Origin of the sequence: Mesorhizobium sp. M7A.F.Ca.MR.245.00.0.0 (genome assembly GCF_003997415.1) — a bacterium.
Taxonomy (GTDB): domain Bacteria; phylum Pseudomonadota; class Alphaproteobacteria; order Rhizobiales; family Rhizobiaceae; genus Mesorhizobium.
This window is the reverse complement of record NZ_RZTE01000001.1, coordinates 171,702-184,654: the sequence shown is the minus strand read 5'-3', so window position 1 is coordinate 184,654 and position 12,953 is coordinate 171,702. Positions and strand designations below refer to the sequence as shown.

The following is a 12,953-nucleotide window of genomic DNA, read 5'->3' as shown; positions in this document are numbered from 1 at the left end:
ATGCCCTATGATCTCGTCATCCGCCACGCGACGCTGATCGCCGGCGACGGCGCGAAACCCTTCGAGGCCGACATCGCCGTCACCGGCGACAGGATCACCGCCATCGGTCGGCTGGACGACGCGACTGGCAGCGAGGAAATCGATGCCAGGGGCAAGGTGGTGGCGCCGGGCTTCATCGACGTCCACACCCATGACGACGGCGCGCTTTTGGCGCCACGCGGCATGGACCCGAAGATCAGCCAGGGCGTGACGACGGTGATCGCCGGCAATTGCGGCGTCAGCCTGGCGCCCCTGCTTCTCGACAGGACACCGCCACCGCCCTTCACGCTGGTGGGCGGCCGGGAGAGTTTCCGTTTCGCTCGTTTTGCCGACTATGTCGCTGAGTTGAAAAAGCGCGGCATCGCGACCAACGCGGCCTTGTTGGTCGGCCACACCACTTTGCGCCAACGCTGCATGCCGGTGACCGACCGTCCGGCCAACGAGGCGGAGACGGCGGCGATGCAGGAAGCCGTGGAGCGGGCGATGGCCGAGGGTGCTTTCGGGCTCAGCACCGGCCTCGACTATCCACCGGCGGTCAACTCCTCGACCGAAGAGGTCAAGGCGCTCGCCGCGACGGCGGCAAGCCTCGGCGGCCCGTATGTCACGCATACGCGCAACTATTTCGAGACGATGGAAGAGGCGATCGAGGAAGCCATCGACATCGCCGACCATGCCGGCGGCAAGCTGTTCATCTCACACCACCAATGCACGGGCCACGCCAATTTCGGCAAGAGCCGTCCGTCCCTGGAAAGGATCGACCAAGCGCGCGAAACGATGGACATCGGCATGGATGTCTATCCCTATGCCGCGAGCTCCACGGTGCTGCGGCTGGAGCGGTGCGATACAGGCCTCAAGATCCTCGTCACCTGGTCCGATCCGCATCCGGAGTTGGCCCGGCGTGAGATCGCCGACATCGCGCGCGAATGGAATTGTTCGGAACGCGAGGCGGGCCAGCGCCTGCTGCCGGCAGGTGCCGTCTATTTCCAGCTCGACGAAACGGACGTCCGCAACATCATCGCGCATCCGCGCACCATGATCGGCTCGGATGGCCTGCCGCACGACATCCATCCGCATCCGCGGCTGTGGGGGACGTTTCCGCGTGTGCTCGGGCACTATGCCAGGGATGTCGGCCTTTTCAGTCTGGAGGAGGCTGTGTTCCGCATGACCGGCCTGCCCGCGCGGGAATTCGGCATCCAGCAACGTGGCCTGCTGGCGGAAGGCAATTTCGCAGACCTCGTCATCTTCGATCCCGAGACGATCATCGACACCGCCACCTTCGAGCAGCCGCGCCGGCCAGCCGCCGGCATCGAGCAGGTCTTGGTCAATGGCGTATCTGTGTGGCGCGGCGGCAGGGCGACCGGAGCACTGCCTGGCATGGTTCTGAAACCCTCGGCTTCGAAAACGGTTGTCAGAGGCGCGTGCGGCTGCGGCGCCGATCACAGAGCCTCGTAAATCCGGTCGACCGTCTCAAGCGTGTAGACGAACTCCACCGGCCGTGTGCAGCCCCAGCCGCCGAAGGGCTGGCCCGCGAGCGCCTTCAGCGCCTCGGGAAGGCGCAGGATGCCGCCGCCATAGAGCCGGTTGGCCATGTCGAGCATGCCGGTGCGGTGCATGGCCTCGCTCATGCTACCGCAGGCCTCCTTGACCAGCCAGACCCTGAACCCCTGATAGACCGCATCGAACACGCTCTCGGTCACGCAGCTGTCGGTCAGCACGCCGGTCACGATCAGGTTCTCGACCTGGAGCTCGGCAAGCCGTCTTGAAAGGTCGGTGCGGCGAAAGGCGCTCGGCCAGTGCTTGTGGACGACGATGTCGCCGGGCAGCGCCGCCACCTCGGCGCAGATCGCGGCGCCATCGCTGCCGGCCACGGCGGAGCGGAATTCCTCGGTCAGGATCTCTTCCTGCCTTGCATAGCCGTCGCGTTCCTCCGGCTTCACCCAGGCTTGCGCATGGATGACGGGCACGCCGGCTGCGCGGGCGGCTTCGATCAGCGCGGCAGCATTGGCGAGCACCGCGTCATAGCCGATGACCGGCCAGGCGGCACCAGGGCGGTATTCGTTCTGCAGGTCGATGACGAGCAAGGCGGTCGCGGCAAGGTTCATGGCTGTCCCGGGGGGTTGTCGAAGTCGGTGACGAAATGCAAAAGCAGACGGATCGCCTGATCGAGATCGGCGATTTCCATCGCTTCATGCGGGTTGTGGCTGCCGTTCTCGTTGCGCACGAAGATCATGGCGGTCGCAATACCGGCGCCGGCAAAGCTGGCCGCGTCATGCCCCGCTCCGCTCGGCACATGCGGCGCCGGCATTTGCAGCTCGGCGGCGGCGCGGTCCAGCCTCGCGATCAACGCCGGCGACATCGTCGCCGGCTCCCAGGTGAAGCGCGGTCCGGCCTCGAAGCTGACGCCGCGCTTCTTGCCTACTTCTGTGAAAAGCGCGTGCAGCCTTGCCTCGATCCGGTCCAGCACGGCGGCCTCCGCGCTACGCGCATCGAGTGTGAAGCGAAGCTCGCCCAGGACGCGGCTGCCGCCGTGTTGCGCAGGATCCGACTGCACGCGGCCGAAGGTGATGGTGGCTTCATGGCCGTCGCGCTCGAGCGCGTCCCATTCCGCTTCAACGCCGGCGACCAGATCGGCAAAGCCGAGCACGCTGTCATGCCGGGCGAAGCGCGGCTCGGCGCCGGAATGCGCGTAGGCGCCGAGGCAGGTCGCGTCGACATAGCGAAACCCGCCGGCGATCCCGGTGACGATACCGACCGGCGCGCCGGATGCCACAAGGCGTGGTCCCTGCTCGATATGCACTTCGACGAAAGCCGCGATCCGTCCGGCGTCGATGCCCGGCACGCCGCGCCGCACGGCATCAGGGTCGAAACCTTCGTCACGTATGTGATCCGCAAGCGTGCGTCCACTGTCCGACCGCTTCGCCTCCAGCGCTATCGGTTCCAGCAGGCCAAGTGCTGCCTGGCTGCCGGGGTAGGACAGCGGAAACCAGACCGCTTCCTCGGCGCGGGTCGCCAGCACGATCAGGTCGCGCGGCACTTGGATGCCTTGCCCGACCAGTTCGGCCATCACGGCCAGCCCTGCCACCACACCCGCAGCGCCGTCGAAATTGCCGCCATGCGGCACGCTGTCGAGATGCGAGCCGATGACGATCGCCGGCAGGTCTGGGTCGCGGCCTTTCAGCGTCAAATAGAGATTGCCGGCGGCATCGACGCGCGTCGTGGCGCCGAGCTGCTCGGCTTCGTCGCGAATGAGGGCGTGGGCAAAACGCTCGCCGGGCCCATAAGCCGCGCGGGTTACGCCCGGTGGGTCGGCCGTGGCTTGCGCAAGCCTCTCCAGCAGATGCCCGGCCAGGCTGCCGCCGGCCGTGAGTGTGGCATTGCTCATGAAGCTACCTGCCTGGCTTGGGACTCGACGCCGCGCAGCCGGTGCGGCGTGAGATCGTCCATCGAAACGCCCTGCCTAGCGACATCGTCCGGAAAACCCTTGCCGGCGATCAGGCTGGCACAGACCCGCGACAGCGCCGGTGAGGTCTTGATGCCGTAACCGCCCTGCCCGACGAGCCAGACGAAACCCGGCACCTCGTCATCCGGCCCGACCACCGGCGATCCGTCGGCGACGAAGGTCCGCAAGCCCGCCCATGAGCGCGATACACGCTGCACCTCGATCGTGGTCGCCCTTTCGAGACGCTCGGCGCCGATGGCGACGTCGATGTCTTCGGCATAGGCGTCCATCGGCGCTGAGGGCGTCGCATCGGCCGGCGAGACGAACAGCTGCCCTGCATCGGGTTTGAAGTAGAACTCGGCACCGACATCGTTGACCAGCGGCCAATCTGATATGTCGATACCGGCGGGCGCCGGAATGTTGAAGGCGGTGCGGCGCTTCGGCTGCAGGCCGACCGGGCGCACCCCTGCCATGATGGCGACCTCGTCGCCCCAGGCGCCGGCGGCATTGACGAGCATTGGCGCGCGAAAGGTCCCCGCCGGCGTCTCGACCCGCCACTGGCCGCCCTGCCGGTCGATCGCCGTCACGCCGGCATTGGTGACGATGCGCGCGCCGCGCGCGCGGGCGCCGCGCAGATAACCTTGGTGCAGGCCGTTGACGTCGATGTCCATCGAATGCGGTTCGATATAGGCGCCGGCGAGATAGTCCGCGCGCAGCACCGGTACGCGGGCGATCGCTTCGGCCGACGTCATGGCGACGATGGAGGGCACAAGCGCCTGCGCGACCGCCAGATCCTCCCGCAGGAGATCGATCTGATCGGCGCGGGCCACGGTGATCATGCCGCGCTTGCCAAGCAGCGGGTAATCGGTGAAGCCAGCCGGCGGCTCGGTCAGGAAAGACCGGCTGGCAAGCACGATCCGGCGGATGATGCCGTTGCCGTAGTTTTCGGTAAAGCTCGCGGCCGAGCGCCCGGTCGTGTGGTAGCCGCAATGGCTTTCCCGCTCGAGCAGCACCACCTTTGCGGAGCGGGATATCTCGAAGGCCGCACCGGCACCGGCCATGCCGCCGCCGATAATGATGACGTCCGTTTCCTCGGCGGCATTCATCTCGACCCATCCATCAACATGATTGCCCGGCCTTCGCGCGGCACGGCAGGCGGCTCACCCAGGCGTCCGCGCCGCGCGCGGTCGCGAGCGCCGCGCCCCTCGGCCAGATTCTCCGCCAGCGAATTTTGCGCGGCGCAATCTGCAAGCGCGAGATCGGTGACAAAGGGCACCGGCCTGCCGGCGATCGCCATGCCTTTCAGCCGCGCCCAGACGGCGCGCCGCTTGCGCACGTGATGCGACTGCAACTCACTGATCTCGGCAAAGCCGGTCTCGCGCTTGATCTCCAGCGCACCGGCTTCGACCGCCGCGTCGAACAGCTCGAGGCCGCGCCTGGTGCGCACGACGACCCCGTTGAGTGGTTCGTCCTCGACGGCCGGTCCGCCATTCAGCCAGGCATCAGACACGGCAATGTCCGCCACCTGGCCGATCGCGTCCGGACAGATCTTGCAGCGCGGCTGGATCATCCATTTGTCCTCGTCCTCCCACAGCTGCCGATAGGTGAGTTCGAAGGTGCGGCCGTCCCTGGTTTCAATCCGGTTGAGGCCGGGATTGCCATGGCCGCGATAGCGAAACAGCGCGAGCTCGTCCTCGCTGAGGCCAAAACGCTGCAGCACCTGTTCGGACTTCGTCAGGTCCGATGCGCCGCCGCAGACGAAGGCCAAAGCATAGCGCATGTACCGGTCGACGCGGGGATCGATCCGCGCCAAATTGCGCACGGCGCTGATGTCGCAAGGCTTGGCGATCAGCGCGAAGGGTTCGCCGCGATCGAGGATTTCGCCGAAATCCACCAAGGTCGCAGCCGGCCCATAGCGAGAGCCGGCGCCCTCAAGCATCGAAGCGGCATCGAAGCTCAGTCGCCTTTCGCTGCGCATCGGCTGGGACTGCGATGCCGCGACATGCAGCACGAATTTGACGCGCCCGGAGCTCAGCAGGAACTGGCCGAGCGCCGTCAGCACCCCGCCGCCGGAACCGATAAACCGCACGGTCGGGTTTTTCGCGCGGCCAAGCACGAGCTGTTCGGCAGGCCCCCAAACGGTATCCGTCAAAGTGGCTTCCCTCATATGCGCCAGCGGCGGACCGGCGATGCGCGTTCCCGGGCAGACGGCGTTGATCCGCTGCAGCGTCGGTCTGTCCAGCGCCTGCATCGCCACCGGCCGCTCGCGCCCTTCCGGCGTCATCACCATCTCGACCTTGCCGGGACCGGCGATCGAACGGCAGAGCCCGCAACCGATGCAGAGACCGTTTTCGACGATCTCGCCGAGCGACAGCGGCTCGGTCGCGGGCGGCGCCGTGTCCTGGCTGGTTTCGCTGGGGGCCATCACGTTTCGATCTCAGGCCGGTTCCGAAATGCGCCGGTACTGGTCGGGGCGGCGATAGAGCGCGAAGTTGAAATTCACCTTCCGGCAGGTCTCGATCAGGTCGAGATCGGCGCGGTGGACGATGGCCTCGTCGTCGAGCGACATCGCCTGCGCGGCGATCTCGCCGGTCGGCGCGATGATGCAGGACCCGCCGATCAGTGCCTGGCCGTCTTCGAGCCCCGCCTTGGCGGCCGCCGCCACCCACAGCGTGTTCTGGTAGGCACCGGCCTGCATCGGCAGATGGTTGTGGAACATTCTGAGATGCGCCAGCGCCGGCGCCTCGTCGAGCAGCAGCGGCGTGTTGTAGCCGAGCAGGGCCACCTCGGCGCCATTGAGGCAAAGCATGCGGTAGGTTTCCGGCCAGCGGCGATCGTTGCAGATCGCCATGCCGACACGCACGCCGCGATAGTCGAAGACCGGAAAGCCGAGATTGCCCGGTTCGAAATAGCGACGTTCGAGATGCGTGGTGATGCCTTCCTCCGGCTCGCTCGACCCCGGCACATGCATCTTGCGGTAGCGGCCGATGAACCGCCCGTCCGGGCCGACAAGGTCCATGGTGTTGAAATGGCGCGTGCGGCCGTCTTCCCTTGCGATCTCGCAATAGCCGACCGCGAAGCCGATCTTGAGGCGGGCGGCGGCATCATAGAGGCGTCGCGTTTCGGGCCCCGGCATTGCGCTTTCGAAAAAGGCGTCGATCTCCGCCTGATCGTCGATGCGCCAGCGCGGGAAGAAAGTGGTCAGCGCCATCTCGGGGAACACGGCAATCTCCGCCCCGGCGGCAGCGGACTGTTCCAGCAAGTGGATGAGGCGATCGACCGTCTCGCTCCGCGTCGCACTGCGCTGGATTGGCCCGGTCTGGGCGACCGCGATAGTCAGGCATCGAGCCACGGCATCGTCTCCTCGACTGGTTTTCCCGAGCGGGCCGGATCGGCGGCGCTGCGCTCCACGAACTGTCCGAACCCCGGCTGCACCTGGAGTTCGCCGTCGGCGACAACCGGCACGCCGCGCACCAGCACAGTGGTCGGCTTGCCCGTCACGCTCCTGCCCTCATAGGGCGTGAAGTCGACACGCGAATGCAGCGCCCGGTGCCCGAGCGTCCAGGTCACTGTCGGATCCCACAGCGCCAGATCGGCATCGAGGCCGACCGCTATGCGCCCCTTGGCATGGGCCAGGCCATAGATCGCGGCCGCGTTGCGCGAGGTGAGATCGAGATAGCGCTCGAGCGTCAGGCGGCCGCTCAGCAGTCCCTCCGAGAAGAGCAGCGGCAGACGAGTCTCGATGCCGGGAATGCCGCTCAGCGTGGTGGTGAAGTCGGGTGTCTGCGACCGAGCGATCTTGTCGGCGAAGAAATAGGGCGAATGGTCCGACGACCACAGGTCGATGCCGCCATCGATCAGCGCCTGCCACAGATGCCGATGGCTGCGCGGCGAACGCGGCGGCGGCGAAAAGACGAAGCGCGCCGCATCAAGGGCCGGCCGGTCGAGGTCGGCGGCGCCGATGAACAGATATTGCGGGCAGGTCTCGGCGATCGCATCCACACCACGAGCTCGCGCCCGCGCCACCTCCTCGGCCGACTGCCAGGAGGAGACGTGGACGATGGTCATGCGCGCGCCGGTCATTTCGGCGAAGGCCAACGCACGATGCGTTGCCTCCCGCTCCATCGTCTCGCTATGGGCAACGACATGGTAGCGGATATCGGTGCGGCCGAGATCGATCAGGCGCTGCCGCGTGCGCCTTATGGCGGCGTCGTTCTCGGCATGGACCATGACGATCCAGCCAAGCCTATGGGCAGCATCGAGCACCCTGAAGAACAGATCGTCGTCGACGGCAAAGCCCTGATAGGTCATGAACAGCTTGACCGACGCGATACCGCGGCCGGCGAGCAGCGAGAGCTGTTGCTCGACATCCGGGCCGGTGCCCATGGTCACCACCGCGTGCAGCCCGTAATCGATCACCGCGCGCCCTGTGGCACGGTCGAGCGCTCGATCGATGGCGGCGACGGTGCTCATCTCTGGACCCGGCATGCCGAACGGGACGATGCATGTCGTGCCACCGAAGGCAGCCGAGATGGTGCCGGATTCGAAATCATCCGCATTGCCGGCCCCGCCCCAGACCGGCTGGTCGAGATGGCAATGGGCATCGATGCCGCCCGGCATGACCCAACGACCGCCGGCGCCGATCAAGGATTTGCCGGCCAGGCCCGTCCCGATGGCGGCGATGCGGCCGTCGTCGATGGCGATATCGCATTCGGCCCAACCGTCGTCGAGGGCCACGCGTCCGCCTTTGATCACCAGCTCATGCATTCGGTTTGCCCACCCCAATCGGCGTCAGCCGACCGCCGCCGTCACCATGATCTCGACGCGATACTGGTCGCCGGCAAGCCGCGCCTCCACCGTCGCGCGCACCGGCATGGCGCTGCGGTCGATCCAGGCATCCCAAGCCGTATTCATCATGTCGAAGTCGGCGATGTCGCGCAGCCAGATCTGGGCGCTCAGGAGTTTCGACTTGTCGCTGCCGGCCTTGGCCAGAAGCGCATCGATCTTGGCGAATATCTGCTTGGTCTGCGCGGCGGTGTCGCTTGAAAGGTCGTCCGCCGTCAGGCCGGAGACATAAACGGTGCCGTTATGGCGCAGCACCCGGCAAAAGCGTTGTCCGTTCTCAAGACGTTCGATCGTCATCTGCGGGTCCCCTCTCGATCTTTGGCAGGCGACCTATCGTAGGGAGCGCACAAAAGGACTGTAAAGCCTTTCGCAGGGCGCAACGCCGTTTTCCGCCGCCGGGATGGCCAAAAAAAATGACGCCATAGCCGTGTCAATCTTCGCTTGCAGCAGGCATGACTGGGTGTAGCTTCTGTCTGGGAGAGCAGACGCCGGCCAGCGTGACTGCCAAGGGGAGCCGTCGCAATGCACAAGAATCCGGCGCCGCTTGTCGATCCTGCTTGCGATCTCCGGCGTCCGTCCTAGCCGGCCAGGCGCGGCATTCATGGGATCGATCGGTCAATCCGCGATGCGCTTTTGGCAGAACGCCGAGCGCTCCCGCGCAACGCTGCCGATGATGGCAAGCGTCTGTCTCGCCTGTATCGGCAGCGCCATGCTGACGACAGCGGTGTCGTTCCGCCTCGGCAAAGCCGGCGTTGATCCCGGAACCGTGCAGATCGTGCTGACCGCCTATCCGGCCGGTTTCCTGATTGGATGCCTGATGACGCGTCCATTGGTCACCCGCTACGGCCATGAGCGGACATTCCTGCTGGTCCTGGCAACCGCGCTGCTGTCGGCCCTGGGCTTCGTCGTGACCGACTTCATGCCGGCATGGTTCTGCTTGCGGCTGCTCGGCGGCATGTCGATGGCCTCGATGTTCGTCGTCTGCGAGAGCTGGATAAATCTCTATGCCGAACAGCACAATCGCGGCTCGCTGTTCGCGCTCTACATGCTGACGACGGCGATTGCCGTGCTGCTTGGCCAGGTCCTGGTGGCGATGGTCGGTCCGCAATCGCCGCATCTGTTTCTGGTCGCGATGGCGACGGTGCTTGTGGCCTTTGCGCCCAACTTCGCCGGGCTGCGCTGGCCGGCGCTGCCTTCGGTGCCAAGCGATCCGGCGCCCGCGCCTGGAGCCAAGGCAGACAGGCGGCTGGGGCCGCTGGCGCTCTTCAGGCTGGCGCCGGTGACGGTCGTGGCGATTTTCCAGGGCGGCATTACCAACATGAACGTCTTCGTGCTGACGCCTCTTTACGGAACGCAGATCGGCCTGTCGGCGGCGGCCACGGTCTGGCTGGTGACCACGATAAGCATTGCCGGAATGGTGGCGCAGGCCCCGGTCGGCTGGCTTTCTGACCGTTTCGACCGCCGCCTGATACTGCTGGTGCAAGGGCTGGTGTCGGTGACGGCCTGCGCCTTGATCGCCTGGCTCGGCACTTTGTCGGTGCCTCTGCTCTTCGTGCTGTTCTTCATCTATGGCGCCACGGCGCTGACGATCTATCCGGTGGCGATGGCCTTCGGCGCATCGCAGCTTCATAGCCGGCACATGGTCGCCGCCTCCGGCACGCTGCTCCTGCTCTACTCGATCGGCAATGTGGCAACGCCGGGCGTCGCCGCGGGGTTGATGGCGCATCTTGGACCTCCCGCCATGTTCCTGCTGCTCGGCGGTGGCGCTGCCCTGGTCACGTTGGCCGCCTGCTACAATCTTCTGCGCCGGCCGGTCACGGCGCCGGTCATGCAACGTATCGAGGAACGGGTTTGAGGAGGCCGCGATGAACCGTCTCGAAGGCAGCGCTGTCCTCATAGCAGGCGCCGCAAGCGGCATTGGCGCGGCCATTGCCCGGCGCTGCGTCGCGGAAGGCGCCGGCGTGATCTGCGCCGATTATGAGCTGGAGGCGGCGCAAGCCCTTGCCGATGAGCTCGGCGCCGCCGCTTCCGCCTGCGGCTGCGATGTGACCGATGCGGAGCAGGCACGCAGCGCCGTCGACATCGCAAGGCAGCGCTTCGGCCGGCTGGACGGACTGGTGCACAACGCCGCCGCGCCATCGACCAATGCCACCGTCGTCGAGCTCGACGAACGGTCCTGGCGCCGCGAACTCGACGTCAGCCTGACCGGTGCGTTCCTGATGAGCAAGTTCGCGGTGCCGTTGATCGCGGCGGGTGGCGGCGGCTCGGTGGTGTTCATCGGCTCGCAGTTTGGACGCGTCGCCACCGCCAATGCCGTCGCCTATTGCGCCGCCAAGGCGGGGCTGATCCATCTCGCCAAGGCGATGGCGGTCGACCACGCGCCGGACAAGGTGCGCGTCAACAGCCTGTCGCCGGGCGCGGTGGCGACAGCGCGCCTGCTGCGCAGATTTCCGGACTTCGAGGCCGCCAATGCGGGCCTTGGCCCCGCCCATCTGCTCGGCCGCATCGCAGAGCCGGATGAGATCGCCGCGGCGGCCGCTTTCCTTTTGTCATCGGACGCATCCTTCGTCACCGGATCCGACATGCTCGTGGACGGCGGCTATGCAACGCGCTGACCCTGTTCGCTCAACTTCAAAGGAGTTCGCATGACACTGCTCGTCACCGGAGGCACCGGCTTTGTCATGAGCGTGGTCGCACGCGCATGGCTGGATCGTGATCCGCAAGCCCGTGCCGTGATCCTCGACCGGTCCGGCCTCGACGCGGCGGCCGAAAAGCATTTTGCCCCGGTGCGCGACCGGCTCACGGTGATCGCCGCCGATGTCCTCGACCCGAAGGCTTGGTCGGTTACTCTCGACAGGCAAGGCATCACGGCAATCGTGCATGGCGCGACGATCACGCCGATTTCGCGCGGCAGCGTTTCGGAGGCAAAACGCCAGCCGGAGGCTGAAGACCCGGCCCGCATCGTCGACGTCAATCTCATGGGCACCGTACGGATGCTTGACTGGGCGCGCGCGCGACCGGGTCTCAAGCGCTTCGTCTATGTCAGCTCCGGATCCGTCTACCGCCACAATGGCCCCGACTGGAGCAGCGAGCCGTTGCCTGAAGACGGCTATGTCGCGCCGCTGACGCTCTACGGCATCTCGAAATTCGCCTCCGAGATAGTCACCAACCGCTATGCCGACCTGTTCGGCCTGTCGGCGGTCTCGGTGCGGCTTGCTTCGGTCTACGGCCCGATGGACCGCGCCACCGAGAGCCGCAACTTTCGTCATGTTCCCAACCGCGTCGCGCATATGGCCCTGGCTGGCGAGACGATCAGGCCGAACAGTCTTGAGCCGGTCGGCGACTACACCGCCTCGTCCGACGTTGCCGCCGCGATCCTCGCGCTGATCGATGCACCGCGCCTCAATTACCGCCACTACAACATCGGCTCCGGCTCCAGCCAGACCATCGGCGAGATCATCGGCTGGGCAAGGGAACGCGTGCCCGGACTGAAAGTCGAGGTGACATCGGGAGATGACGCCAACATCGTCCAGGACGTGAGACTGAAAGGCGGCATGTGGGGCGCCTATGACATCGCCCGCATCCTGCGCGACACCGCATGGCGGCCGCGTCCCGGCAAGGAAGCGTTCCATGCCTACATGGACTGGATCGCCGCCAACGAAACGAGCTGAGAGGAATTTGCCATGACGCCGAGCGCTGCCTCGCAACCGGCCCAGCCGCGCGACTTCGTCGGCTATGGTCCGCGCCCACCCTTCATGACCTGGCCCGGCGGCGTCAAGCTCGCCATCAACCTCGTGCTCAACTACGAGGAGGGCTCGGAATATTCCTGGCCCGAAGACGGCCGCAACGACAATTGGGGCGAATACAATCTCACCTCGAGCCCGCCGGTGCGCGACCTCGGCACCGAGACGCATTTCGAATATGGCAGCCGCGCCGGTGTCTGGCGCCTGGCACGACTCTTCGATCGCTACGACATCCCGATCACCATCTCCGCTTGCGCGGTGGCGCTGGAGCGCAACCCGCCCTTCGTCGAATGGATGAAGACGCGACGGCACGATCTGCTCGGCCACGGCCTGCGTTGGATCGATTATACGACCATGGAGCGCAGCGAGGAAAGGCGCCAGCTGCATGAAGCGATCGCGCTCTACGAGAAACTGCTGGGGAGGCGGCCCCTCGGCTGGAACTGCCGCTCGCTGCCTAGCGTCAACACGCGCGATCTGCTCGTCGAGGAAGGGGGCTTCCTCTACCACTCCGATCCCTGCAACGATGACCTGCCTTATTTCCTCGACCATCAAGGCACTGAGATCCTGGTCGTGCCCTATTCCAAGACGCTCAACGACAGCCGCTATCTGGTGGCGCCGGGCTACAGCAATCCGCGCGATTTCGCCGAGGACTGCCGCTCGGCGATCGACTACATGCTCGACGAGGCCGATGAGACCGGCGGCCGCATGCTGACGATCGGCATCCATGCGCGCTGGATGGGCCAACCCAACCGAGCATCCGGGCTGCGCGAGGTGATCGAGCACGTGAAGAAAAAGCCAGCCGCTGCCTTCATGCGCCGCCAAGACATTGCCCGGTTCTGGCTGGACAATCATGCCGGCTTCGAGCGGCGCGGCTAACGGAAGCAAGA

General features: G+C 66.1%; 12 protein-coding genes. 5 read left to right on the top strand and 7 right to left on the bottom strand.

Translation table 11 applies throughout. The annotated features are described in order from the left end of the window. Positions 1 to 1,491: a D-aminoacylase gene (locus EOB80_RS00905; protein ID WP_127326358.1), complete on the top strand. Its 1,491-nt coding sequence runs from the start codon at positions 1 to 3 to the stop codon at positions 1,489 to 1,491. Here the strand turns inward: EOB80_RS00905 and EOB80_RS00900 are convergent. The 7 genes from EOB80_RS00900 to EOB80_RS00870 are packed head-to-tail and all read right to left on the bottom strand — an operon-like array spanning position 1,476 to position 8,620. Beyond that, positions 1,476 to 2,141 (bottom strand): isochorismatase family cysteine hydrolase, encoded by a 666-nt coding sequence (locus EOB80_RS00900; protein ID WP_127326357.1) that lies wholly within the window; start codon positions 2,139 to 2,141, stop codon positions 1,476 to 1,478. The two genes, EOB80_RS00905 and EOB80_RS00900, sit on opposite strands and share 16 nt — an antisense overlap. After that, positions 2,138 to 3,421: a Zn-dependent hydrolase gene (locus tag EOB80_RS00895; protein ID WP_127326356.1), complete on the bottom strand. Its 1,284-nt coding sequence runs from the start codon at positions 3,419 to 3,421 to the stop codon at positions 2,138 to 2,140. The genes EOB80_RS00900 and EOB80_RS00895 overlap by 4 nt, the downstream gene beginning before the upstream one ends. Then, complete coding sequence (locus EOB80_RS00890) at positions 3,418 to 4,584, bottom strand: FAD-binding oxidoreductase (RefSeq protein ID WP_127326355.1); 1,167 nt, start codon at positions 4,582 to 4,584, stop codon at positions 3,418 to 3,420. Before EOB80_RS00890 ends, EOB80_RS00895 begins: the two co-directional genes overlap by 4 nt. Then, positions 4,581 to 5,903, bottom strand: a complete 1,323-nt coding sequence (locus tag EOB80_RS00885) for a Coenzyme F420 hydrogenase/dehydrogenase, beta subunit C-terminal domain (protein WP_127326354.1) — start codon at positions 5,901 to 5,903, stop codon at positions 4,581 to 4,583. Before EOB80_RS00885 ends, EOB80_RS00890 begins: the two co-directional genes overlap by 4 nt. Positions 5,904 to 5,915: 12 nt before the next feature. Next, positions 5,916 to 6,830: a nitrilase-related carbon-nitrogen hydrolase gene (locus EOB80_RS00880; protein ID WP_127326353.1), complete on the bottom strand. Its 915-nt coding sequence runs from the start codon at positions 6,828 to 6,830 to the stop codon at positions 5,916 to 5,918. Next, complete coding sequence (gene hydA / locus EOB80_RS00875; RefSeq protein WP_127326352.1) at positions 6,815 to 8,245, bottom strand: dihydropyrimidinase; 1,431 nt, start codon at positions 8,243 to 8,245, stop codon at positions 6,815 to 6,817. Before hydA ends, EOB80_RS00880 begins: the two co-directional genes overlap by 16 nt. Positions 8,246 to 8,269: 24 nt before the next feature. Beyond that, positions 8,270 to 8,620, bottom strand: coding sequence for a RidA family protein (locus tag EOB80_RS00870; RefSeq protein WP_127326351.1), 351 nt, complete (start codon positions 8,618 to 8,620; stop codon positions 8,270 to 8,272). A gap of 328 nt (positions 8,621 to 8,948) precedes the next feature. On the opposite strand from EOB80_RS00870, the gene EOB80_RS00865 reads away from it, so the two are divergent. From EOB80_RS00865 to EOB80_RS00850, 4 genes are read left to right on the top strand one after another with little or no spacing between them, the layout of a single operon-like run. Continuing rightward, a complete protein-coding gene (locus EOB80_RS00865; protein WP_245466205.1) occupies positions 8,949 to 10,178 on the top strand; it encodes an MFS transporter in 1,230 nt (409 codons plus the stop codon). 10 nt (positions 10,179 to 10,188) lie between these two features. Further along, positions 10,189 to 10,938, top strand: coding sequence for an SDR family oxidoreductase (locus tag EOB80_RS00860; RefSeq protein WP_127326349.1), 750 nt, complete (start codon positions 10,189 to 10,191; stop codon positions 10,936 to 10,938). A 30-nt stretch (positions 10,939 to 10,968) separates the two neighbouring features. After that, positions 10,969 to 11,994 carry an NAD(P)-dependent oxidoreductase gene (locus EOB80_RS00855; protein ID WP_127326348.1) on the top strand — a complete coding sequence of 342 codons (1,026 nt, stop codon included), beginning with the start codon at positions 10,969 to 10,971 and terminating at the stop codon, positions 11,992 to 11,994. Between the two features lie 12 nt (positions 11,995 to 12,006). After that, complete coding sequence (locus EOB80_RS00850) at positions 12,007 to 12,942, top strand: polysaccharide deacetylase family protein (RefSeq protein WP_127326347.1); 936 nt, start codon at positions 12,007 to 12,009, stop codon at positions 12,940 to 12,942. Positions 12,943 to 12,953 lie beyond the last annotated feature (11 nt).

Excerpts from the sequence above, each read along its gene's own strand:
- EOB80_RS00905 (WP_127326358.1), top strand. The coding sequence starts at position 1 with ATGCCCTATGATCTCGTCATCCGCCACGCGACGCTGATCGCCGGCGAC.
- EOB80_RS00885 (WP_127326354.1), bottom strand. The coding sequence starts at position 5,903 with ATGGCCCCCAGCGAAACCAGCCAGGACACGGCGCCGCCCGCGACCGAG.
- EOB80_RS00890 (WP_127326355.1), bottom strand. The coding sequence starts at position 4,584 with ATGAATGCCGCCGAGGAAACGGACGTCATCATTATCGGCGGCGGCATG.
- EOB80_RS00900 (WP_127326357.1), bottom strand. The coding sequence starts at position 2,141 with ATGAACCTTGCCGCGACCGCCTTGCTCGTCATCGACCTGCAGAACGAA.
- EOB80_RS00855 (WP_127326348.1), top strand. The coding sequence starts at position 10,969 with ATGACACTGCTCGTCACCGGAGGCACCGGCTTTGTCATGAGCGTGGTC.
- EOB80_RS00850 (WP_127326347.1), top strand. The coding sequence starts at position 12,007 with ATGACGCCGAGCGCTGCCTCGCAACCGGCCCAGCCGCGCGACTTCGTC.
- EOB80_RS00860 (WP_127326349.1), top strand. The coding sequence starts at position 10,189 with ATGAACCGTCTCGAAGGCAGCGCTGTCCTCATAGCAGGCGCCGCAAGC.
- hydA (WP_127326352.1), bottom strand. The coding sequence starts at position 8,245 with ATGCATGAGCTGGTGATCAAAGGCGGACGCGTGGCCCTCGACGACGGT.
- EOB80_RS00865 (WP_245466205.1), top strand. The coding sequence starts at position 8,949 with ATGCGCTTTTGGCAGAACGCCGAGCGCTCCCGCGCAACGCTGCCGATG.
- EOB80_RS00870 (WP_127326351.1), bottom strand. The coding sequence starts at position 8,620 with ATGACGATCGAACGTCTTGAGAACGGACAACGCTTTTGCCGGGTGCTG.
- EOB80_RS00895 (WP_127326356.1), bottom strand. The coding sequence starts at position 3,421 with ATGAGCAATGCCACACTCACGGCCGGCGGCAGCCTGGCCGGGCATCTG.